Annotated in this window: 25 protein-coding genes; 15 read left to right on the top strand and 10 right to left on the bottom strand. The window is 30.6% G+C overall.

Going from position 1 to position 23,461, the window contains the following annotated elements:
- Window positions 1-8: 8 nt before the first annotated feature.
- Both ASC41_RS14420 and ASC41_RS14415 read right to left on the bottom strand, forming a co-directional pair.
- Window positions 9-209 carry a hypothetical protein gene (locus ASC41_RS14420; protein ID WP_055437351.1) on the bottom strand — a complete coding sequence of 67 codons (201 nt, stop codon included), beginning with the start codon at window positions 207-209 and terminating at the stop codon, window positions 9-11.
- A 54-nt stretch (window positions 210-263) separates the two neighbouring features.
- On the bottom strand, window positions 264-1,019 hold the full coding sequence (locus ASC41_RS14415; RefSeq protein WP_055437350.1) for an MBL fold metallo-hydrolase: 756 nt from the start codon (window positions 1,017-1,019) through the stop codon (window positions 264-266).
- A gap of 179 nt (window positions 1,020-1,198) precedes the next feature.
- Between ASC41_RS14415 and ASC41_RS14410 the strand changes: the two genes are divergently transcribed.
- The 10 genes from ASC41_RS14410 to ASC41_RS14365 all read left to right on the top strand — a co-directional run bounded on the left by ASC41_RS14410 (window position 1,199) and on the right by ASC41_RS14365 (window position 12,013).
- Window positions 1,199-2,542: a coiled-coil domain-containing protein gene (locus ASC41_RS14410; protein ID WP_055437349.1), complete on the top strand. Its 1,344-nt coding sequence runs from the start codon at window positions 1,199-1,201 to the stop codon at window positions 2,540-2,542.
- Between the two features lie 173 nt (window positions 2,543-2,715).
- Window positions 2,716-3,771: a hypothetical protein gene (locus tag ASC41_RS14405; protein WP_055437348.1), complete on the top strand. Its 1,056-nt coding sequence runs from the start codon at window positions 2,716-2,718 to the stop codon at window positions 3,769-3,771.
- Window positions 3,772-3,904: 133 nt separating this feature from the next.
- Entirely contained in the window at window positions 3,905-5,863 is a 1,959-nt protein-coding gene (locus ASC41_RS14400; RefSeq protein WP_055437347.1) for an AAA family ATPase, read from the top strand.
- Window positions 5,853-6,431: an NUDIX domain-containing protein gene (locus ASC41_RS14395; protein ID WP_055437346.1), complete on the top strand. Its 579-nt coding sequence runs from the start codon at window positions 5,853-5,855 to the stop codon at window positions 6,429-6,431. Before ASC41_RS14400 ends, ASC41_RS14395 begins: the two co-directional genes overlap by 11 nt.
- 78 nt (window positions 6,432-6,509) lie before the next feature.
- On the top strand, window positions 6,510-7,745 hold the full coding sequence (locus tag ASC41_RS14390) for a DUF6638 family protein (RefSeq protein ID WP_055437345.1): 1,236 nt from the start codon (window positions 6,510-6,512) through the stop codon (window positions 7,743-7,745).
- Between the two features lie 45 nt (window positions 7,746-7,790).
- Window positions 7,791-8,204, top strand: a complete 414-nt coding sequence (locus tag ASC41_RS14385) for a hypothetical protein (protein WP_055437422.1) — start codon at window positions 7,791-7,793, stop codon at window positions 8,202-8,204.
- A 14-nt stretch (window positions 8,205-8,218) separates the two neighbouring features.
- Window positions 8,219-8,743 (top strand): hypothetical protein, encoded by a 525-nt coding sequence (locus ASC41_RS14380; protein WP_055437344.1) that lies wholly within the window; start codon window positions 8,219-8,221, stop codon window positions 8,741-8,743.
- Entirely contained in the window at window positions 8,743-9,096 is a 354-nt protein-coding gene (locus tag ASC41_RS14375; protein WP_055437343.1) for a hypothetical protein, read from the top strand. Before ASC41_RS14380 ends, ASC41_RS14375 begins: the two co-directional genes overlap by 1 nt.
- 40 nt (window positions 9,097-9,136) lie before the next feature.
- Window positions 9,137-10,888, top strand: a complete 1,752-nt coding sequence (locus tag ASC41_RS14370) for a bZIP transcription factor (RefSeq protein ID WP_055437342.1) — start codon at window positions 9,137-9,139, stop codon at window positions 10,886-10,888.
- 72 nt (window positions 10,889-10,960) lie between these two features.
- Window positions 10,961-12,013 carry a T9SS type A sorting domain-containing protein gene (locus tag ASC41_RS14365; RefSeq protein ID WP_083477224.1) on the top strand — a complete coding sequence of 351 codons (1,053 nt, stop codon included), beginning with the start codon at window positions 10,961-10,963 and terminating at the stop codon, window positions 12,011-12,013.
- A gap of 176 nt (window positions 12,014-12,189) precedes the next feature.
- On the opposite strand, the gene ASC41_RS14360 is transcribed toward ASC41_RS14365, so the two are convergent.
- The 3 genes from ASC41_RS14360 to ASC41_RS14350 are packed head-to-tail and all read right to left on the bottom strand — an operon-like array spanning window position 12,190 to window position 13,983.
- A complete protein-coding gene (locus ASC41_RS14360) occupies window positions 12,190-12,663 on the bottom strand; it encodes a GNAT family N-acetyltransferase (RefSeq protein ID WP_055437340.1) in 474 nt (157 codons plus the stop codon).
- A 1-nt stretch (window position 12,664) separates the two neighbouring features.
- On the bottom strand, window positions 12,665-12,958 hold the full coding sequence (locus tag ASC41_RS14355; RefSeq protein WP_055437339.1) for a hypothetical protein: 294 nt from the start codon (window positions 12,956-12,958) through the stop codon (window positions 12,665-12,667).
- Window positions 12,959-12,960: 2 nt separating this feature from the next.
- Window positions 12,961-13,983 carry a formimidoylglutamase gene (locus ASC41_RS14350; RefSeq protein WP_055437338.1) on the bottom strand — a complete coding sequence of 341 codons (1,023 nt, stop codon included), beginning with the start codon at window positions 13,981-13,983 and terminating at the stop codon, window positions 12,961-12,963.
- A 106-nt stretch (window positions 13,984-14,089) separates the two neighbouring features.
- Here ASC41_RS14350 and ASC41_RS14345 point away from each other — a divergent pair, with 106 nt between their 5' ends.
- Window positions 14,090-14,977 carry a coiled-coil domain-containing protein gene (locus ASC41_RS14345; RefSeq protein WP_055437337.1) on the top strand — a complete coding sequence of 296 codons (888 nt, stop codon included), beginning with the start codon at window positions 14,090-14,092 and terminating at the stop codon, window positions 14,975-14,977.
- Between the two features lie 202 nt (window positions 14,978-15,179).
- Here the strand turns inward: ASC41_RS14345 and hutI are convergent, their stop codons facing one another.
- Complete coding sequence (hutI, locus tag ASC41_RS14340; RefSeq protein ID WP_055437336.1) at window positions 15,180-16,415, bottom strand: imidazolonepropionase; 1,236 nt, start codon at window positions 16,413-16,415, stop codon at window positions 15,180-15,182.
- A gap of 1 nt (window position 16,416) precedes the next feature.
- Window positions 16,417-16,701, bottom strand: coding sequence for a hypothetical protein (locus ASC41_RS14335; protein WP_055437335.1), 285 nt, complete (start codon window positions 16,699-16,701; stop codon window positions 16,417-16,419).
- Between the two features lie 179 nt (window positions 16,702-16,880).
- Between ASC41_RS14335 and ASC41_RS16955 the strand changes: the two genes are divergently transcribed.
- Both ASC41_RS16955 and ASC41_RS14330 read left to right on the top strand, forming a co-directional pair.
- The gene (locus tag ASC41_RS16955; protein WP_160318812.1) at window positions 16,881-17,036 is read left to right on the top strand and encodes a hypothetical protein; all 156 of its coding nucleotides are present in this window, start codon (window positions 16,881-16,883) and stop codon (window positions 17,034-17,036) included.
- Between the two features lie 7 nt (window positions 17,037-17,043).
- Window positions 17,044-17,265, top strand: coding sequence for a cyclic nucleotide-binding domain-containing protein (locus ASC41_RS14330; protein ID WP_055437334.1), 222 nt, complete (start codon window positions 17,044-17,046; stop codon window positions 17,263-17,265).
- Between the two features lie 193 nt (window positions 17,266-17,458).
- Here the strand turns inward: ASC41_RS14330 and fumC are convergent, their stop codons facing one another.
- Entirely contained in the window at window positions 17,459-18,856 is a 1,398-nt protein-coding gene (gene fumC, locus ASC41_RS14325; protein ID WP_055437333.1) for a class II fumarate hydratase, read from the bottom strand.
- 176 nt (window positions 18,857-19,032) lie between these two features.
- Here fumC and ASC41_RS14320 point away from each other — a divergent pair, with 176 nt between their 5' ends.
- Both ASC41_RS14320 and ASC41_RS17010 read left to right on the top strand, forming a co-directional pair.
- Window positions 19,033-19,797, top strand: coding sequence for an HNH endonuclease (locus ASC41_RS14320; protein ID WP_055437332.1), 765 nt, complete (start codon window positions 19,033-19,035; stop codon window positions 19,795-19,797).
- Between the two features lie 354 nt (window positions 19,798-20,151).
- The gene (locus ASC41_RS17010; protein WP_169787563.1) at window positions 20,152-20,325 is read left to right on the top strand and encodes a hypothetical protein; all 174 of its coding nucleotides are present in this window, start codon (window positions 20,152-20,154) and stop codon (window positions 20,323-20,325) included.
- Window positions 20,326-20,575: 250 nt separating this feature from the next.
- On the opposite strand, the gene ASC41_RS14315 is transcribed toward ASC41_RS17010, so the two are convergent.
- A complete protein-coding gene (locus tag ASC41_RS14315; protein ID WP_055437331.1) occupies window positions 20,576-22,981 on the bottom strand; it encodes a TonB-dependent receptor in 2,406 nt (801 codons plus the stop codon).
- Between the two features lie 153 nt (window positions 22,982-23,134).
- A complete protein-coding gene (locus ASC41_RS14310; protein WP_055437330.1) occupies window positions 23,135-23,428 on the bottom strand; it encodes a thioredoxin domain-containing protein in 294 nt (97 codons plus the stop codon).
- Between the last annotated feature and the right edge of the window lie 33 nt (window positions 23,429-23,461).

Below are 23,461 nucleotides of genomic sequence, written 5' to 3'. Positions count from 1 at the left end.
AAATTATTTTATTGGTATAAATGGCCATCTGTAAAGTCAATATACTTATTATCCATATTTTGTTTACTCGTCATTTCTTTAAGTTTTTTATCTTGGTCTTCAAGAGCTTTTAAATCTTTAAAAAGTTTTATCTTTTGTTTTAAAAGTGGTACAATAAATAAAAGAGTAAATACAGTAAAAATAACAATAGGTAATATTATACTAATCATGGCGGTTTATAGTAATAATTTATTTGGGTTATAACAAATATAGTAAATATCTAATTACCTGTTACTAGCATTTGGGTACCAATCTAATTGTACAACCTCAATATCTTTTGTTTCATTATTAACTATTTCTTTAAAAAGGGCTATATCACTAAGGCCTTCAGTGCCACGGTAATGGTATGGGTAAACTTGTTTAGGTTTAAAAGATAATACAGCATTTGCAGCACTTTCAACAGTCATAGTGTAAGGCAAGTTCATGCAAATAAAAGCCTTGTCTATATTTTTTAATTCACGCATTTCTGGTATATCTTCAGTATCACCAGAAATATAAATACGCTCTTTTCCAAAAGTTAAAACATATCCATTCCCTCTACCTTTAGGATGAAATTTTAAGGCTTCTTCTCTTAAATTATACATAGGTACTGCTTCAACAATAAAAGTTTCATAATTTTCTTTAGTACCATTAACAAGAGCATTTGTATTTTCTCTAAGTTCTTTAGGTAGTAATTCGTACACAGCTTCTGGTGCAATTATTTTAGCATTACTTAAATCTAGAGACTCAATAGTGTTTAAATGAAAATGATCACTATGAATATCTGTAATTAAAACAAAATCTGCTTTTGGTAAACCTTTAAAAGCATCTTTACCACCAGTAGGATCTATATAAATGGTTTTACCATGGTATTCTATTATCATGGTAGCGTGCTCAATAGGTGTGAATTTTACTTCAGAAATTTCTGATTCATTATTAGTTTTATCATTTTTACATGCTGAAATACATATAATTAAAGCTATAATAAGGTAGTTTTTCATGTTTATTTTAATTGATTTATTATTTGGGATAAAGATAATTTCTTTATTTCAGATAATATAATTGTAACATTTAAATAAAAGTTAATACATATAAGTAAGTAATTTGTTTCAGAAGTTAATTTTTTTTAACGAAATTGCTTAGCGAATATTACGTACAACCTTAAAACCATACATAACCTATGTCTGATGATTTTGACTTATTAGAAACCAGTTCAAACGAGAAAACCGAAAAAGTAGATGTTAATTGGGGAAAAGCAATAGATACCATGAAATCTAAGCTTGCCCAAGAGGACGATCCAGAAAGTCGTCAGAAAATTCTAAACGCAACATTAGACGATGTTGTAGATATGGCAGAAAAAGACAGAACAACGCTTTTAGATGCTATTAAAGATTTAACAGACTATCAAGATGAGGTTGGTATTCTTTTCGAGCGTTTTTCTTCGCTTAATGCCGAAGAGCAAAAAGTTATCGACGATGCTCAAAAAGCATTAGAACGTGCCAAAATAGAATTAGAAGATGCCCAAAAAGTACCAGATACATGGTGGAATAACCTTTGGGGACGCAAAAGCAAAATAGCAAAAGCAGAACAAGGTTTAAAAGACAAAGAAAAAGTACGTGCAGGAGCAGATAACAAAGCAAAAGCAATGTTTCAAGAGCGTATAGAAAGCGCAGATGTACAAACATTATTAAGTGAGCTTTCATATAAATCTCAAGCAGCAGTAACACGTTTAAAAAATCGTGAAGTAGAAATTAAAGAAGTAGAAGAAAAGCTTAAAGATGCTATTGTAGAAGCTTCTAAAAACCATACAAAAGCTTTAGAGAAAAAGAAAGAAACAGAAGATAAGTTAGAAGCGCAATATGCTTTATTAAAGCAAGCACGCCAAGCATTAGAAGATGTGTCAGATAAGCAATCTGCAGACTATTCAGAAGCCTTATCTAAAGTAACAACACTAGAACAAAAAGTAGAAGAATTAGAAGGGCTTAAAAACGCATACACAACACTTGCAGCATCAAAAGATAGTTTTGTACACAAGCATAATTTAACAATTAAAGTATTAACATCTTTACGTTCAAATTTACAAACGCACCGTGCAAAATTAAAGAGTGATACAGACGAGCGTCTTAAATATTATGATGGTTACGTTGTCGCTTTAAAAGCAAGAACAGATCAAGAATTTGCAGCTATTTTAGAGCATTTAGGTGTTAAAACCGATGAGCATATTGGAGAAACTTTAGCATCTATGCATACGGCAAGTGCAAAAGCACGTCAAGAAATGATGGATAATATTCCAGTGCACGAAAAAGTAATGCAAGGTGTTTACGGTAGTTATGCCGAAGCTTTACAAGAAATTAGAGCAAAAGATAGTGATATCCAAAAGAACTTTGCAGAGCGTTACGGCATCGACATGAAAGAAATGTTCGAAGACTTTTACGCAGCAGATGCAAACGCACCTTCAGGAAGTGGAGACGATGCTCCGGCACCAAAAAAAGAAGACTCTAGCGACGACGATTTATTAGGTTAAAATAGTGATAGCGTTTCCTACTTTTGCTTTTAATGGCAAAAGTAGGTCAGGCTTTCCGCTATATCTTTTGCTGAAAAAGCAAAAGGATGCCGCTTCAATCCTTAACGCGCCTACTCAAATAAATACTAATGAGTAATAAAGCTGAGTAGATTTTTTCACTTTTAACTTAAAAGATGTCATTAAACCACATAGTAACACCTTTAGATTCTGCTGTATTAGACAGTAAAGAACAATACGTGTTCTATCATAAAAAAGTAGATTTCGCTTTAAAAGAGCTCATTACAAGTGTGCAATTCAACAAATTGTGTACACCGCAAGAAATGACCTATTTTAAGCAATACTGCGATTTATTATTGTATTCCATAGAAGCCATGCGTGTAAAATACATGTACGACGACGAGGATAATATGAAAGTAGATGTAACCGAATCTGGTTTTCCAAACTATTTAGAGTTTCGTTATTTGTATAACGATTTATCATTACGCGATAATTACCTAAATAAGCTAAAAGATGTAAGTGAGTTGCAAGAAGAATTTCTAACGCAATTAATGCACAAAAAAGAGCCAATAAAACGCGATAAACTCTTTCAAGCAGCATCAATAGTATATTACACATCGGTAGAACAAAAATACATTTTCAACCGTTTTGTTCAAGGTAAAATAATAAATGCAGAAGCAGGAAGCCAAGCCCAGTATATGGTAAGTTGGAGTTTTTACGATGTGTCGTTAAATCGTCCATTTGTTTGCTTTATGTATTTCGATTACGATGGTAAAAAATTAGATAACATAAAAGAAGAACTTTACGAGACATTAAAAAATGTAGCAGATAGAAAAATGGCACTGGATACTATGGCTTATGGAATAGACAGGCGTTTAAAAGACGTTAGACCAAAGCACATAAAACGTATCGATTTAGGACCGTTTCATAACGTTTTTGCAAAAGATGAAAATGTACTTACACACAGTATTTTAGAAAGCATTGTTAAAAAAGAAGTACCATTAGAATCTTACGCTTTATCCTTTAAAATAGACGAAGTATTCTCTGGTAGCGAATTTAAAGAAGGCGGTTATTTCTCTAAACAAACCTTGCAAAAATGGAGTGATATTGTCAAGCAAAAATATGTATTTGCACCACACCGTATCATTCAATTATTATACAACAAAAATCCTGAGATTATGAATAAGTTGGCAAAACCACCTTTTCAAGTTGCAGATTTAAAAATGAAGTAAAAAGTAAACAGTTTACAGTTAGCAGTCCACTGTTAACGGTTTTAAATTATAAAAAGAAGATTAATTGCAATTTAAAGTAAGTATAGTAGATTAACTCTGCATACTGAAGATAGCATACTGAAGACTAAAAAAAATGGAACACAACTCAACTTTCCCAATAAAACAAAACGAATTAAGCATGCTTCGCGACGAAGCAAGTGGTTATTTAAAAAGTATACAATGGGAACAAGGAGCAAGAGCAAAGAATAAAGATAAAGACGTAAAAGACGAATCTATTTTACTGTATTTGTCTCGTGCCAATAATGGAAGTGGAGCTACAGATATTACTTCGGTTTCTAAAACCATATTAGCTTTAAAAAAGCGACTGTTACCAGATTCTATTGCTATTCCTGTACACTTAAATCAAACACTTTTTGCAGTTCAAGAAGGTATTGCTTTAGGTATTTGGGTAAAAGATAGTTATTACGATGCTTCAGGTTTGTCAAGCTTAAACGAACGTAAAGCGGCATTAGATTCTAACGGAAAGCGCGAATACGAAAGTAAAATGCACACGTCTACAGCATTCATGTTGTTTTCAATGGCATATAATATTCTTCATAATTTAAAGCCTTTAGCATCAGACGATTTATCTGTAATGAAACAGAAATTTGCCGGTTTGCCAGAAGTGTCTTTTATAACACCTTTAAAAGGTATTGCTTGCAGTTTATTTTATTACGATAAATATTTAGGACATCCAGATATTGTTAAAACAGATAAAGATGTAATTGATTTTACGGTTGTTTATTTTGAAGCTTTAATAGCCGAAATTCAACTACGTAAAAGTAGTTTAGAGTATACCGAAACCATTGTAGATAGAACTTACAAATTAGAAAACAGTGAATTTGCTATTTCCGGTTGGGATAATGTGTTTTCTGGAACAGCAAAAAGTATTGACTTTAACAAAATTCAGTTTGAACAAATTGTTGGTAACAGAGATGCAAAGCATTTTGCAAGACGTTTAACAGAACGTATGCTGAGTTACGATTTCGAGGCAAAAAAGAATCCGTTTCAAGAACTTGGTGGTTTTATGCCAGTGTTTATGGGTTATGGTATTCCTGGAACAGGAAAAAGTATGCTTATTGCAGCAATCGCTACACGATTAAAAGAACATGCCGATAATTTAGACATTCCGTTTTTATTCCATCCCATGCCAGATACTTTAATAAGTACGTTTCAAGGTGGAAGTGCCGAGAAAATGGTAGAATGGATGAAACCAATGCAAGATCCTTCGAAATTAATTTTTGCACCAATTGATGATGCAGAGAATAATTTACAAGAAAGAACATCGCAAGGAGTATCGGCAGGTGTAAAAGAAGTTATAGGTGTTTTTCTGCGTTATACAGAAGGTGCTTATGCTGTAAATTATGGAAATAGTTCAATAGGATTATTTACCAATTTACCAGAAATGCTAGATAAAGCTGTAATCTCTCGTGTACAAGGTCGTTTTAAAATCGATGGCGCAAGATCGGAACACGATTTTTTAGATCAAGATCATATATGGTGGAGAAAACTGGATAAAACAATGCCAGATTTCGTTAATATGGCAAGCCCTAAAGATTACGAATACCTAAAAGATCAAGGTTTAGCAAAAAACATGGGAGACATTTTAAATACTGTCGAAAAACCAAGTGAAGCTAGAGTTTTAGAAGCTTACGATAAAGCAGAGAAATTGCATAATACAAACAATCACTTGTTTTATGCAGGTTTATATAAGGAGATTCAAAATATATTTCCATTCTTCTCTTCTAGAGATGTTAGAAATATTCAGTCTGCAATTTCTTTACGTTTAACAGATTTCGATTTGGAACAAGATTGGTTCGATAAACCAGAGATTTATTTCAAGCAGAATTACGAAACAAAATTCAACATGCTTCAAGAATTAATGAAGCAAAACATGAAAGGTTTAAACTTTTCAGATATAAGAAGACAAGAAGTTGTACGCTACCTAGATAACGTTGCAACTATTGCGGATACCGACTTTAAACGTAAAGTAGATGCAAGAGTAAACCAAATGAATATAGACTTAAAAGCAAGAGAAAGCTTTGGGAAATAGAATAAAAAATAGAGTAAGTAAAACGCTCCACAAAGGTTGGGCAACTTTAAGCGAAATAACTTTCGATTATAAGATGACAGCTGGTAATTGGGTTAGTAAAAAAAGAGAGTCGTATAATAGAGGAGACGGAGCTACAATTCTATTATATAATAAAGAAAAACAAACTGTAATTTTGGTTAAACAGTTTAGAATTTCGGCTTTTTTAAACGAAGATAAAACTGGATTTATAATAGAAACATGTGCAGGGATGTTAGATAAAGACGATCCTGAAACTTGTGTTATAAGAGAAGTTGAAGAAGAAACAGGTTACAGATTAAAAGAAGTTAAAAAAGTTATGGAAGCTTATTCTTCGCCTGGAGCTTTAACCGAAAAACTATATTATTTTGTTGGGGAATATTCCGAAGGAATGAAAGTTAACGAAGGAGGCGGACTTGAAAGTGAGAAAGAAGATATTGAAATTTTAGAAATGTCATTTAAAGCGGCATTGCAAAAAATTGAAACTGGAGAAATTAATGATGCAAAAACCATAATATTATTACAATATGCACAGATTAATAATCTAGTATAATTAATATTCTATTCTCAGTTTAAGGACTAAGAATCTCAATGAAATAAAATTAAAGATTACCGCTTTTGCGGAAACAAGATGCAAAAACTAAAACAAGCAAATTTATACAGAAGCGAACTTATTCCTATAAGTGGCAAATTAGTAGAGCGTTATAATAAATGTTTGGTAAAACTTGGTTTTATGCCAACCAAATTAACGTCGTTTTCTATAGATGGAATAGGTTGGAGCCCAGAAATTGCTGAAGAAAAAAAGAAATTACATTATTTAAATAATGGTGAAGCAAATCCGCATGCCATTATTATTTCACCTTTACAAAAAGGAAAACCTGTTTATGTACCGTTTCATACGTTCGATCGTGAAATGATGCTACAGGTGTTTAAAACTCACGAAGCAAAAATTAATAATATTACTAGGGACAGCGCTATTTGTATTGATTTCGATCAAAATATTGATGCGTTTTACGAGCCTTTAGATGTTTTAAAATATAATGTTGTAAATATCAATTTTCATTTAATTGATAATTTAGATAAAGTTAAAAAAGAACAATTAGAACTTATTCATAAATTTAAGCAAGGCAATAATTTTATAGATGAATCTATTCATCTAGAATTACTTGAATCGGCTAAAAAATATGGAGACTTAAGACATCGAGATTTAGATTTGCATGAGGTTCAGTATACTACAAGTTCTTTTTACACAAAAGCCTTTGGAGGTGTTTATGTACTTAGAGATTTTATTAAAGAAATAGTGGTTTTCGAGGATAAAAAATGGCATAAACAAGCCATTAAAGACACTACTCACGATGTGTTGATTTATCATATTTCGCAACCTGAATTAATGGATAAATTAAGAGATCATGTTATTATTGAGTGCGATCTTGAGTTGATTGTTAAAACGGAACGTTACGAACGTATTAAAAAGTTTGTTTTTGCCGAGACCATTAAAGAGTCGCAACATTCAATTAAAGCTATTTTAAACGATAATGTTTTAACTAAAAGTTATTTAAATAAACTTTCTATTGAAGACAGAAAACGAGTAATGGGAGTAGAACGCTATCTGGAAAAACTTGAGGTTAGCAACGAGTTTAAAATTGCAGATATAATAGATTTAAAATTCTATGAAGCTTTACATAAACCACATTCATCATTAGATACAAATCATCAAGATTTAATTTGGAAGCTTTTAATTAATGTTTCTGCTAAAGATGTTTTGTTTTTATATTGGTACGATAAGGAGCAATTTTATAAAACTTATACTACTTGGGAAGACGATTTAAAAGAGTGGGTAATTCAAGAAATTAGTAACAATATATAGAATTTGTAGACCTATAAATAGCATAGAATGACAAAAAAAACTAAAATGAATAAAATACATTTCGATAATATGAAGAATTGGTTTTGGATTATGGTGTTAATCCTTTCTGTTTCTTTTATTATAGGTGGTTCTTTTGGAATTTTTAAATTTGAAAACCCAAGAATTAATAAAGTAATAACTGCAATAGGTTTTTTGTTGCAGGTCATTTATTTTAGTAGGATATTTTGGTACAAAAACTACGTGCAATGGAATAAAAAAGGAGCTGTTATTAAAATAAATTCTTTTAGAAGTAAATCATTAAGTTTTAATGAAATTACAACCACAGAGATTAATGATGAAAAATTAGTAGTAACCACAATAAATGAAAAAGTAACGACTTTTAATTTAAGGAATATAATTAAGTCCGACGTTCAAAGGTTGAATGATATTATAGTAAGTAATAGTGTTGCTAACGCATAATAAAACAAAAAAATATGACATTCGAAATAATAATATTTATCGCATCAATCCTTTTCGGAATTGTATTGTATTGGAGAGAATCTAAATCTAACAAAGTATATAGTTTCTTTAATAAACTATTTTATTCCGAAGAGCTTCAAATGAAACCAGGAAGTAAAAAAGGCTTTCTGTACCAGCAATCTTTTTTAATGCGCTTGGTTTATATTGGTGTTCTGTTTTTATTAGGAATAGTAATAATTCGATTCATTATACCAATAGATGTTTATACCATTCAATTATTTATAGCAAGTATTTCGGGTACTTTAGTAGGAACGTATTTGGCTAATTTTGTATTTAAATCGTCTGAAGTTTTAGACGAGCAAAGCGACTCTTTAGTAGATGCTGTAAAAGATACTGTAGAAAAAGGAAAAGATTTTATAAAAGATTTAGAAGCAAAGGATAATAAAGTTATAGAAGAAGCAAAACAGCAAATTAAAACAGAACCTGAAGCACCAAAAAAGAGTGCGAGACAGCGTTTAAAGGATAAAGGACATTTGTAATGAATCCAGAGGAATTTAAAAAGTTTGAAAAAAGAAGAAATACAAGACTTTTGTTATTCTTTATCTTGGCTCCTTTCGCAATTTATTGTTTAATTAGATTTTCTAAAAATCAATCTGTCAATGAAGAAATTAGTGGAGTCGTTGTAGAATTAAATTATGATGGTCACGGAAATCCTGAAGTAAAATTTAAAGAAGGAGATTTTAATAATCTTTTGCTCTTTTCATTTGGAGGTAATGAGAGAAATTTAAAAGTAGGTGATTCAATATATAAGAAAAGAGGAGAAGAATTTTTATTTCATTACAAGAAAAATGATAGTAATAACTATTTTCTATATAGAACATACAAGTATTAATAATAACTAAAAGAGATTCCTGCCTTCGCAGGAAAATATTATGATAAAAAATTACTGGAACAAAGGCGGAAAACAAAAGCGCATCGTCGTTATTTTAAGCATAATTATAATCGCATTATTATTTTTTATGCGAGATGATTACCAACCAGCTTTACTGTTTGTAAGAAAATTTATATTCATAATATTACTTTGTGTTATAGTACTTTTCTTTGGGTTAAGAACTTTTAGAAAGCAAGCGTCTACAGGGAAACGTATTTTTATGCTTGCAATTATGGGAGTGTTTTTTGGAGCCTTATATTTTGTGGGATGGAAAATGGAATTATACGACTACATGAAAACGTATAATGTATTTAACGATTTAAATAAAGTTAATATTTCTGAATTGCCATTAACGCAAAATGAACGTATTCAGCCTTTAAAAAATATTCATTCTATGGGAAATGAAAGTGTTGGTGAAACAAAAGATGTTTCATTACCACATTTGGTTAGAATAGATGGAGAAAACAAATGGACCATGGCAATCCAGCCTACAGAAAAATACTACTGGCAAGGTATGCGAGATAATACCGAAGAAGTATTTTCTGTATCCAGTACAACGCCTTTTCCGCGTTTTTCTAGCGAAAATAGAATTCCGGTGACATTTGCCATTGGCGAGTCGTTAAAATTTAGTAGAAACACTTACAATGCGGTTGTGCAACGTTTTAATCCTTGGATGCTTGTTAATTACGAGCCAAGTGATACGTTTTACATGAAAAACGACACCGGTCAATGGGTAGAAGTTGTAAGTTTAATAAAATGGAAAGGTTTCTTTTTCCCTTATCCATCTTTTGGAGGCGTTATGATAATTGAAAATGGTGAGCATGATTCTAGCGATTATTTTGAGCGTATTACCATTGGAAAAGGAGAATATATCGCACCAGACGAAATGAAAAATTTTCCGTTTTTAACAAAACAAAATACTTTAGCAGAAAAAATATCGCGCCTACAGGCAGAATCTTTAAAGTTTTTAGGTGGATTTAGTGATCCATTACCTTGGAATATGGAAACAGCAGTTAAGATTCCAGATTTAGCAGACGATCAAAACCAACAACCATTTGTAACCGATTTTAACTTTGAGGATACTAAAGTAGGTGCATATAGTGGTTTATACCATTGGTTTGGTTTAGAGCCAGTAGGAGATGAGCGCACAAGTTTAACATATAGTGTTTTTGTACCTGCCGATGGTACCGATAAGTTATATTATTACGACCATGCAGCTAAAAAGCAAGGTTATGCAGGAGTTTCGGCAATGCCTTTAAAAGTAATCGAATCGCGTAAAGAATTTGACTGGTCTGTAAATAAACCAGTAGAATTTAGACCGTATATAAAAGATATTGCTGGACGTAGAAGATTATTTTTCCTTGGAACTATTGCTGCTATTAGAGAAGGCTCAGATGCTTTTGATGGCTCTGCAACACCAGATTTAGCTATAATTGATAGCGAATATCGCGATGTTGTTTGGATAGATGTTAAACATCCAAGTGGTTGGGAAAAAGAAATCTACACTCAATTAGGAGAAGCTTGGCGTTCAAGTGAAGGTATTGGTGAGTATTTTGTTGAAGACACAAAAATTATTGATGTTGTTGGAGATAGCATTCCAGATTTTAAAGTTGATCCATTACCAGTTGAAGGAGAGATTGAAGAATCTTTAGAATCATTACAACGTAAAGTAGATTCTATAAAAAACTTTAATAAATCTAAAGAAATTAATCGTTTAAAACGAGAGTTAGATTCTTTAAAGAACTTGAATTAATAATTAGAATTAATAATAAATTAACTAATTTCGTAGTCGCTACTAACTATTAATCAAAACCAAATTATTTTTATGAAACAAATTTACGTGCTTACATCAATATTGATGCTTTTTACTATGCCTTTAATTGCTCAAACTACTGTTGTTACAACAGGTGTTTCTGACCCGTATAGGCTAGAACTCGATGGAAACAATTTATACATTTCAGAATTTAACAATGGAGTAATCTCTATTTTAAATATAAATCTTTCATTACCAACAACTAAGACAAATGTTATTTCTGGACTAAGTCAACCTATGGGAATAGCTATTAAAGATGATTTTATTTATATCGCCGAATCTGGTGCAAATAAAATTTCAAAGTTTGATACGACTTCTTCTTCACCTGTATCAATAGATGTTGTTACCGGATTAAACCAGCCATCTGGTTTAGTATTTGTTGGAAACGATTTATATTTTACTGAATTGGCAACAAATAAAATTTCTAAAATAGACGTAACTGTGGTTTCACCAACAGTAACCGTAATTAAAACAGGTCTTTCTTATCCTTTTGATATAGAAAATATTGGAACAGAATTATTTGTCGCAGAATCTAATGCTGGTAAAGTGTCTAAAATAGATATTTCTACTGTTGCGTATACAAAAACAGATTTAATTACAGGTTTAAGTTATCCTGTAGCTTTGGCTTTAAATGGAACCGATTTACATATTGCTGAATATTCAGCAAGTAAAGTATCTAAAATTGATGTTACTAATCCAACGCCAGTAGCTACAGATGTTGTTAGCTCTTTACAAGCACCAATTGGTTTAGTTGCTAATATGGGTAGTCTTTTTATTGCTGAATTTGATGGAAATAGAATTTCAAAATTTGATTTTCCTACGTTATCTACAAACAGTTTTAATCAACTACTAGATTATAAAGTTTATCCTAATCCTTCAAGAGATTTTATTAGTGTTTCAGGATTAAAAACGTCTGAAAACTATACTATTTATAATAGCTTAGGAGCAGAAATAATGAAAGGGAATATTTCTGAAAACCAGAAAGTTGATATTCAAAGCTTAAGTAATGACTTGTACTTTTTAAGTTTAAATAATGGAAATTCTTTTAAGTTTTTAAAACAATAACACTTAAATAAATTATTAATAGAAAAGCACTAAAGTTCTCTTTAGTGTTTTTTTTGTAACTAATATTAGTAAAAACGGACCTATATAAAGCAATATTATAGCTGGTTACATGGGTTTTTGTATGCAAAGTTGGGTCTATAAGAGAAAACAGAGAAAGCCTTTTTCTAAACGCGAACTTATGGCTTATCTAAAAAATACTCCATTTTAATATCGCAACGCTTATAAGGGCAATTATTTTCTACATTGATTTCAACGAAGTCAAATTTTCTATATAAATAAATAGCGTTTTCGAGTTTTCTGCTAGAATAGAGTAGTAGTCTATTAAATTGTTCTTGTTTTGCATAAGTAATGCAATGATCTAATAATTGTTGACCAATTTTTAATCCTCTATGTTTTGGAGAAACAGCCATTTTAGTTAACTCGAAAGCATCTTGCTTGGGCAATGGCATTAAAGCATAAGTACCAACTACAGTATTGTTTATTTTAGCAAAAAAAATAGAGCCACCTTGGTTTATAATATATTTCTCAGGGTTAGATAGTACTTCTCTATCAAATGGTTCTACTTCGAAAAAAGCTTCTAACCATTCTATATTTAAATTGTAAAAATCTTTTGAATATTTACTATCGAAAGGAATAATATTTAAGGTCATTTTAAGAGAAATAAGAATTAGTAATTAACAACATTACTATTGTAAATAAGGATACTAATAAGGTGAAAATGTATGTAGATTGCTTTTGGTTTTTCTTTCTTAAGTTATCTACTAATGCCCAAATAGGTAGTGAAACCAAAGCTAAAAGTGCAGGAATGGTTAATAATTCTCCAAGAACTCTAATGAATTGCAACTCTATTTTAGTATAATAAACAAAAAGTATAAAACAAAAATAAATAAGGACAATAATGGTAGCAATAAGTCGGTTTTTTTCTAATTTAAGTCTACTTTTCATAATTAATTACTGTTTGCTCTTATAAAATCGGTTATTAAATAAGTAATTAATTTTCCAACTTGTGTCTCTGTTTTTTTAGTTGGTGCAGCTTCACAAATATGAAGATATTGAGCGGCAGGATTACTTCCAAAATAGTGAACAAATTGTCTGGCCTTATTTACCGAGAAACCCGAAGGTGTTTGTGCACTGCTTGGTACATTTGCTATCGCATCGCAATCTATTTCTATTCCAAAAGTATCTTTAGAAACGTATCGTAATGCTTCTTTCATTTCGTCTTTAAATTTTAAACTATTTTCAACTTCAATTGCTTCAAAAGTATTGTATCTAATACTTTTATTAGCGTTTAAAGTGTCTTCTAAAATAGTTTGAGAAGTATAGTTTTTATGTATTCCGAAGATAAAATAACGATTAAGGAATCCTTCCGCGAAAGCGTAACTAAAACCATTACCACTATGTCTGCCTTCGAGTGCTCTAAAATCTGTATGAGCATCGAAATTTATAACGTTTATTTTCTTGTTTAAAGCTAATGAGGTGCCTTTAATATTACCATAAGCATTGTTGTGACCACCTCCAATAATAATTGGAATTTTACCAGCTTTTACTATATTGTAAATAAGATTACTAACTTCTTTATCTATTTCGGCTACAAGAGCTCTGGCTTTTTTAACGTGTTTTATGTTATTTTGATTCCATTTAGAAAGTTGTTCTTGCTCTTGAGTAAAGTCTAAATGACCTAATACACATAATTGTTTGGGATTGTTAAAAGTGCTATTTTGCGTATTTAACAAAATTTTAATTGTAGCATCCCAAGCGTTACAAGCACCTGGTTTACCGTAGTTTGCAAAAACACCAACGTCTTCGGGCAAACCTACTAATACATACTTGACGTCTAAATGTACTAAGTCTCCGTATATGTTTGTAACTGATGGAAGTATAGTTATTTGCTCTCCAAATTTAGATTCTCCAGATCGTGTTGTAACACTATCTTCAATTTTAGATTTGGTCATTAAAACAAGTTTATTCATAACGTATAGATGCGTTTAAAAGATTAAAATTAATGTTTTAAAAAGTAAATATGACGTATTAATTGAAATAAAAAGAAATAAATTTGAACCCTTAAACAAAATAATTATGACAAACAAAACAGCAAGTAATGGCCTAAAAGTAGCTTTGGGAATTGCATTAGCTTTATTTATTGGCTTAGGTGTATTTTCATCTTCTTTATACAAAGAAAAGAAACAAAATGAAAAAGTTTTAATTAGCGAAAAAACAAAAGTATTAAACGAATTAAATCAAATGGCAGCGCAGTACGATGTTGCTATGAGTGAAAATAATGTTGTTAATCAAAATTTAGTTGATGCCAAAGGACGTATTGACGGTTTAATAGATTCTTTAAAAGTATCTGAAAACAATATGAAAAGTTTATGGAAATACAAAACGAAATACTTGTCGTTACAAAAGGAAATGGATTACCTTTTAACTGAAAACGATAAGCTTAAAGTAGAGAACCAAATGCTAGCAACAAGTTTAGACAGTACCAAAGTTGAGTTAATACAGCGTACTATGTTTACAGATTCTCTTTTAGTACAAAATATAGCTTTAGCTGATGTTGTTGAGAATGCTGCAATTTTATCTGCAAATAGTATGAAAGCTTCTGGAGTTTTAGAGCGTTCTTCTGGTAAGCAAATACCAATGGAGAAGGCAAGCAGAAGTGACAAAATTAGAGTTTGCTTTACAGTTGCCAAAAACAAACTAGTTGAAGCAGGTGATAAAGAATTGTTTGTACAAGTTATAGACCCAAAAAACAATATTTTAGGTTCTAATGAGCAAGTTGTTTTTGGAGAAGAAACTTTAAACTATAGTTTAATTAGTAAGTTTAGTTATGAAAACCAAAGTTTACCAATTTGTGAGTACATTACAAAGAAAGATAAAAACGACGATTTTGAAAAAGGGACGTATAAAGTAAACGTTTTTAATGGCAAAGAGTTAGTTACAAGTACACAGTTTTCTATGAGATAACAGAAACTGTTATAAATATTAAAAGCCTGAAAAATTAAATTTTTTCAGGCTTTTTTATGTGTCATTTTCACTAATGCTACAAAAACTATAGTTTCAGTTGTGACTCTTATACAGGAACGATTTTATATGACTAAATAATAATAAGAAATCAAATGAATTACTCATTATAAAACTTATAGTAATTTATTTGTCAGTATTTTAATTAAATAGATTCACCATTTATTATCACTTTATCGATATTGTTTTCACCAAAAGCATAAGGCAGGTAATTGTAACTAGGAACCGCTTTAGTAATAATTAGGTTTGCTTTTTTTCCTTTAGTAATGCTTCCGTATTGGTTGCTAATACCCATAGCATAAGCACCATTAATTGTGGCTGCATTTATGGCTTCTTCTGGTGTTAATTTCATTTTTATACAAGCAGTACTTACTACAAAATTCATGTTTCCAGAAGGTGTAGAACCTGGGTTAAAATCTGTTGCTAATGCTAGAGGCAACCCAGCATCAATAATTTGTCTTCCTGGTGTATATGGTATGCTTAAAAAATAGGAACACGATGGTAATGCTACTGGCATTGTATCGCTACCTTTAAGAGCATTTATATCGTCTTGATTTAATTCCTCTAAATGATCTACACTTATTGCTTTATATTTTACCGCTAAAGCGACACCTCCAAAAGCATTAAATTGATTAACGTGAATTTTAGGAATTAAATGGTATTGTTTTGCTGCTTCAAGAATTTGCTCGGTATCTTCTAACGAGAAATAACCTTTTTCGCAAAAAACATCTACGTAATCTGCCAAGTTATCTGCTGCAACTTTAGGCATCATTTCATTAATAATTAAATCTAAATAGCCTTGTTTATTATCTTTAAACTCTTTAGGTAAAGCATGAGCACCAAGAAAAGTCGCTTTTATTTTTATAGGAAACTCTTTTTTTATGCGCTTGATTACACGAAGCATTTTAAGTTCGGTTTCTGTAGATAAACCATAACCAGATTTTATTTCTAAAGCACCAGATCCTAATTGCATTACTTTATTTACACGTGCAATAGATTGCTGGTATAAATCTTCTTCGCTAGTATTTTCAAGAGTTTTAGCACTATTTAAAATACCACCGCCTCTGTTAGCTATTTCCTCGTAAGATAAGCCGTTAATTCTGTCTACAAATTCTTGTTCTCTATTTCCTGCATACACAATATGAGTGTGAGAATCGCACCAAGTTGGTAAAACAACCTTGCCGCTAGCATCTATAACGTTGTCTGCATTATCATATTTGCAGTTATCCATAGTACCAAAATCTACAATAGTATCATGTTCTATAAATAGATATGCATTTTTAAGAGTAGGAAGTGTTTTCATTTCTTCACCAGAAACTTTTAAAACATTTGGCTCTCTAATTTGTAGTAATTCTTTTATGTTTTTTATTAGTAAAGACATCTTAAAGTGTTTGTGAGTAATCGGTTATATAAAGATTATAAGTAGCAATACACATAACAATTATACCTAATAGGCTTATAATCCAATTGTATTTTTTTATAAATAAACGCGAAACAAAGTAGAGTAGAAGTGTTGTTATTCCTATTAAAGCTGGTATCCATTTTAATATAATACCTACCATTCCAGCATCGGAATAATCGACAGTAAAAGAAATAGATAGCGTAACTATTTCTACTATAATTATTGCTATAATATTGTTTTTAGGGTTGTTTAAAAGCTTATTCATAGCCCAAATATAGATAAAATGCATAAGCTTGAATAATAAAGTACTGTTAGTTTTATAGCGTTTAATGTATTATAGATTATAACGAAAAGATAGTTTTTGTTTCTTGTAATTAATTACATTTCAAAGGCAAACTTGTAATTGAAGTATAAAGTGCTATTTATATTTTGTAAATAATTTGAATGAAACCATACTATAAAGAAGCTTTTGATTTTATCAATACGTTTCAACCTGTACGAATATCTGTTTATGATATTGCTAGTTATAAGGAAAAAAAAGAAGGAGACAAGCTTCTTGAGTTAGGTGTAATTCAGCAAAAAAAATTACTTAATTGGTAGAGGTGTAATGCGTTCTTATATTTTACTTTCTAACGGAAAAGAAGTTACAACAACATTATACAGTCCATTAATGTTTTTTGCTTCGTTTAAAGCATTATTGCACAAGAAACCAACTAATCTAATCTATGAAGCTTTAACAGATTGTGATGTTTTTGAAATTGAATATCAAATAGCAGCTGCTTTGGGGATTACACCAGTGCAGTTAAGCCGAATTAGAGCAAGGCTTTAACACTTTATTAACACATGTTAAGAGTTGTTTTAAACTTGTACTATTATAAAAATTCTTATCCTTTATGATAACTAACAAAAAATAAAAAACCAATAAGCTTAGCTAGTGTTTTTTTTATTTTTTGTCATTCCTGCGAAGGCAGGAATCTATAATATTAAGTTGAATTCCTGCCTTCGCAGGAATGACAAAATATTTACTTTAAACCTCCAACCATATTTTCTGGTTTTACCCAAGCATCATAATCTTCGGCAGTAACATAACCTAAGTTTACAGCTTCTGTTTTTAATGTTGTTCCGTTTTTATGAGCAGTATTTGCTATTTCGGCAGCTTTATAATAACCAATCTTTGTATTTAAAGCTGTTACTAGCATTAAAGAGTTGTTTAATAATTCTTTAATAACATCGTGATTTGGCTCTATTCCAGCAGCACAGTTTTCTTCGAAACTTACACAAGCATCACCAATTAATTGCGCACTTTGTAAAATGTTTGCAGCCATCATTGGTTTAAAAACGTTAAGCTCGTAATGTCCTTGAGTACCACCAACTGTAATTGCTACATCGTTACCCATAACTTGAGCACAAACCATAGTTAAAGCCTCACATTGTGTAGGGTTTACTTTTCCTGGCATAATAGAACTTCCTGGCTCGTTTGCAGGAATAATAATTTCTCCAATTCCAGAACGTGGTCCAGAAGCCATCATACGTATATCGTTAGCTATTTTGTTTAAAGAAACAGCTAATTGCTTTAAAGCACCATGAGACTCTACAATAGCATCGTGTGCAGCTAAAGCTTCAAATTTATTTTCGGCAGTTATAAAAGGTAAGTTTGTAAATTTTGCAATGTACTTAGCAACTAAAACATCGTATCCTTTAGGTGTATTTAAACCTGTACCAACAGCTGTACCACCAAGTGCTAATTCAGCTAAATGAGGTAAAGTGTTTTCTAACGCTTTTAAGCCATGATCTAATTGAGATACATAACCAGAAAACTCTTGACCTAAAGTTAAAGGTGTAGCGTCCATAAGGTGTGTACGACCTATTTTTACAACATCTTTAAAATCTTGTACTTTATCGTTAAGTGTATTTCTAAGTTTAATTACTCCCGGAATAGTATTTTCAACTATTTTTTTATAAGCAGCAATGTGCATTCCTGTTGGGAATGTATCGTTAGAAGATTGCGATTTGTTTACATCATCGTTTGGTGCAATTACTTTTTCGCCTTCTCCAACAATTCTACCTGCTAATTGTTGTGCTCTATTTGCAACAACTTCGTTAACATTCATGTTAGATTGTGTTCCAGAACCTGTTTGCCAGATTACTAAAGGAAACTGGTCGTCATGCTTACCTTCTAAAATCTCGTCGCAAGCCGCAGCTATTAAATCTCTTTTATCTTCTGGTAAAACACCTAATTCGCAGTTAGTGTATGCTGCTGCTTTTTTTAAGTATGCAAAACCATAAACTACTTCTAAAGGCATAGAAGCCGGTGTTCCTATTTTAAAATTATTTCTTGAACGTTCCGTTTGTGCTCCCCAAAGTTTATCTGAAGGTACTTTAACGTCACCCATTGTATCTTTTTCTATTCTAAATTCCATCTGTTGTTAGGTTTGTTTTAGGCTGGCTAATTTACGAAAAAAATTAAAGTTTTTAGGATTGAAATGTTGATAAGTTTTAACAGTAATACGCTGTTTCTAATTAATGTAATTTTTGAAATAGTTAATTTCGTTTAGCTTAATAGATATTAATGAAATGATAATTAATTCAATATAATTTGGGAAAAAAGAAATGTATATGGTGTTTAAGTTTAGAACAAGAAGAATCTTTTAAGACTAAAGCTCACACTATTCCAAAATCTTTAGGAGGCCAAAGTTATAATAAAAATGTTTGTGATAAGTGTAATTCTTATTTTGGAAGTAGAGTTGAGTATAAGTATTCAATTGAAGAGGCTTTAAAAGAGGGATTCAATATTTCACGAAGAATGATGTTGCTTTCGGGGAATCCTAAAAAAAAAGTTGGTGGTTTTAAATCTAGATATTTTGATATTAGAGAGCGAAATGGTAATATGACTTTAAAAGTATTACCGTCATTTAGATTTAATGAACCTTTTCAAAAAGAACTCTGTCATGCATTTAAACGAGGTCTTTATAAATTATTCCTTGAAGAGTTAAATCGCCAAAAAGGACTAGGTTTCGACGAAAAATTTAACATAATCAGAGAGTTTTCTAGATATAATAAAGGAGATTTACCTGTAATATATTTTGATAGATCTGTTGGAATATTTATGAGTATTAAGCGAGAAGCTGAAACTCCTATTTTGCTTTTTGACAGAATGAAATATTTATACTCAAATGAAAAATTTGTAGAAATAGAGTTTTTAGGACACGTATTCGGTTTTCCTATAACAGATGTAACGGAAGAAGATTTTAAAAATTATATTACTAATTCTAAAGAGTTAAAATTAGGGCATTTTAATGGTTGGAAAAAAATCGAAAAATTAATTGATATTGATATAGCATTGAGTATAATGAAAGGATAAATATCACTTAACTCCTTTTAAAAAGTAAATCTAATTTTAATACCACCATATTTTGCAGAACTTTCCGATTTTAGTTCGCGAGTTATTGCTAAATGAGAATATTCAAAATAAAGTGTTTTTGTTTTTAAAACCAATCCATAATTGTATTGTGCAGTCAGGCGTTCTAAATTATCTAATACTATTTATTTGTTTTTTGATTAATAGTTTTATGCGCTTTACTTCAATTTAAAACTAAGAAAAATGTAATTAAGTAATTATGGTTAATAAATCTGTTAATAATTACAAAGTTTATATTGTATAAAAAAAGAGATTAACTTATATTTGCATAATATTTAAAACAAGACACAATCAATTATGTTCGAATTCGACCAATACTTAGGCTTTTTAGCATTTTTAACAATATTAACTATAGGTTTCTGGTTAATGATATTTTTAATAACTTTTGTTGTTCCTTATTGGATTGGCGGAAGCTTAATAGAACGTATTAACGAAATTAGAGAAGAGAAAAAAGCGAAGCTTGAAAATTAAGCTTATTTTTTTTAATTTTATTATACTGAAATTATCAGTGTAATTTATTACTTCAAAATATAAATATTAAAAAAGGGAAACTTATTTAAGTTTCCCTTTTTTGTGCTTAATAGTTATCTGTTTTTATTCTAAAATTGATTACTCCTAATACAAAACAGCCAATTAACTTTATAAAAAGAGATCGATACAAAAAAAATCCTTGTAGCTAAAATTAATAGTTACAAGGATTGAGTTTTTGTATAGTTAAAGATTAACCTTCAAATCCCTCGTCTCCACCATAATTTCCGCTTTGTACACGTTTCTTTTTCTGGTTAAATCTATAAGTAAAAGCAAGGTTAAAACTACGTTCTCTCCATTGGAACTCACTTTCTGAAGTATAAGTTGGAGTCGTTGTTTCTTGCATACGTTTTCTACTATTAAATAAATCGTTTACATTAAAAGCAATAGATGCTTTTTCATTAAACAAGTCTTTACTAAAAGCCATAGTTGTAGTAAATATACCTTGGCTTTCGTTTTGTGCATCTGCACTAGGACCTCTGTAATTTAAATTTGTTTGCCAATCTATATCTGCTGGCAATGTGTATTTATTACTAATACGTGCATACCAACTGTTGTTAGTATTATCTAAAGACAAACCGTTTGGAGTAGTACCTTTTGTTTCGTTTTGGAAGAAATTAAAGTTACCATTTACTCTCCATTTTCTTGATGGATTATAAGTTAAAGTAAACTCAAAACCATAACGATCTTCGGTTGCTAAGTTAATAGGTGTACGTTTTATAATTGGCAATTCTTCACCGTTAACGTTTGCTGTATCTCCAGTATCGAAACTAATGTAACTAAAACCATCTGTTGCATGAGAGTAGTAAGCAGATGTGTTAAATGTAAATTTACCAAAACGCTTTAAATAACCTAAATCTATCTGTCCAGAATAACTTGGGTTTAAATCAGGATTTCCTTGAAAAAAGTTTGTAACACTATTTCTAGAAGGAAACGGATTTAAAAAGTAACCTCTTGGTCTTCTTAAACGTCTAGCATAACCTAAAGTAACATTTTCTTTCTCGTTAAATTCGTAACTTAAATTAACAGTAGGAAATAAACCTGTAAAATTCTTTCTTGTTAAATCTCCTGTAGTAGGTTGGTCTATTGTAAATCTTGTATTCTCTAATCTTAATCCTAATAAAAAAGAAAATTTATTGAATTTACTACCAAATTGAGAGTAAACTGCATTTACATATTGCTTAAAATTTAAAACGTTTGTTAAGTCTAAATTAGATACAAAAGTATTACTACTTGCATCAAAATTAGAAACATTAAAATCTGTAGTAGTCGTATCAAAATTACCTCTATATCCTGCTTCAAACTGACTATTCTCTCCAATAGGTAGTACATAATCTGTTTGTAAAAGAATCTGACTTTGATCTTCTAAAGTTGATACGTTTTCTACAGCTACATTATCTACAGAAATTAAAGAGTTTTCATTCTCTTGGCTATCTTCATATTGAAAATCGAAACTAAATGTGGCACTAGATTCGTAATTTTTTTGAAAATTTAAAGCATATTGTACTGTTTGATCATCTTCAGTTTCTGGATCCAAACGTGTTGTTGTAGATAATAAGTTTCTGTTACTGTCATACTGATTTAGAATATTTGTATTTAAATCTGTATCCTTACTATCTCTATATAAAATAGAAGTTGTTAAAGAAGCCGAATCGTCTACATACCATTCTACACCAAAGTTTGTAGTTAATCCTTTTCGTTCTCTATCGTAAGTATTGTCTTCGTCTAAAAAGTTGTCTGTAGCATTATATTGTGTAGATGAATTTGAATTTCCCGGTGCTTCTCTATAGCTATAACCTGTAGTATTAAAAATGTTTACGTTTCCAGTTCTGTAGTTTACGTTTCCGTTAATTCCAGCTGAAGGATTATAACCAACATTTGTAGTAATAGCTCCATTTAAGCCTTGCAATTTGCTACGGCGTAAAATAATATTTATAATTCCACCTGTTCCTTCGGCATCGTATCTTGAAGATGGAGAAGTTATAACTTCTACTTTTTCAATAGATTCTGCAGGTAATTGACGTAAAGCGTCTGTAGAGTTTAAACCAACTAATCCGGAAGGTTTTCCGTTAATTAAAATACGTACGTTATCGTTTCCACGAAGTGCAACGTTTCCTTCTACATCTACAGAGACTGAAGGTACATTATCTAAAACATCACTAACGGTACCACCTCTAACAGTTAAATCTTTACCAACATTATATATTTTTTTATCGAGTTTAATTTCAACAGTCGTTTTTTCGGCAATAAGTTCTACTTCTTCTAAAGTTGTAGCATCTTCTTTTAAAAAGATACTCCCAAAATTTAAAGACTTATCGATGACTTTGTTTTTTAACGTTATTTTTTCGAAGCTTATAAATTCGAAAGTAAAATTATAGGTTCCAGCGGCAACATTAAAATTAAATGCACCATTTTCGTTTGCAGTACCTCCTGTAATAATTTTTCCATCAGTAGGATTAGAAACAACAACAGTTGCCCATTCTAAAGGGATGTTAGTTTCTCTTTCTAAAATTTTTCCAGTAATGGTATAGTCTTTCTGTGCCGAAGCAAAAAAGCCAATAAAAACGGTTAAAAAAGTGGCAATTAATTTTCTGTTCATTCTCTTAGGATTTAATTTATAAGTTTACAAAAATAGCCTAAGGATTAAACGTCTTTGGTTAAAGGTTTGTTAAATAAAAAAGCCTTGTAATTTTACAAGGCTAAATCTTTTATGTTATAATATCGAAAATTTTTCGTGCAGGTTTACCAATCACTACTTTATCTCCATTAATTCCGGATATTTTATAAGTATTTGAATGTACTCTTCTTCCGAAAAATCTATTCCGGAGTCTATAATATGCTGAAATTTTTCAATCCAAATTACATCATGAGTTCTAGTAATCTCGATAGGGGAGACGTTAAGAACTTTAATAATTTTACGAAGTTTTATAGCATCTAGTGGTTTGTCTTTATACTTTATTATTTCGTGATTGTGTTTACTGGTTTCTAATATTTCAAGACATTTATTAGAATCTTCCGATTCTGGATTGTGATATATTATTATCATTGTAGATTGAGGGAAGTTAAAAAAATGCTAAAA

Source organism: Lacinutrix algicola (genome assembly GCF_001418085.1).
Lineage (GTDB): Bacteria > Bacteroidota > Bacteroidia > Flavobacteriales > Flavobacteriaceae > Lacinutrix > Lacinutrix algicola.
Note: the sequence above shows the minus strand (reverse complement) of the source record. Positions and strands in the feature narration are given on the sequence as shown.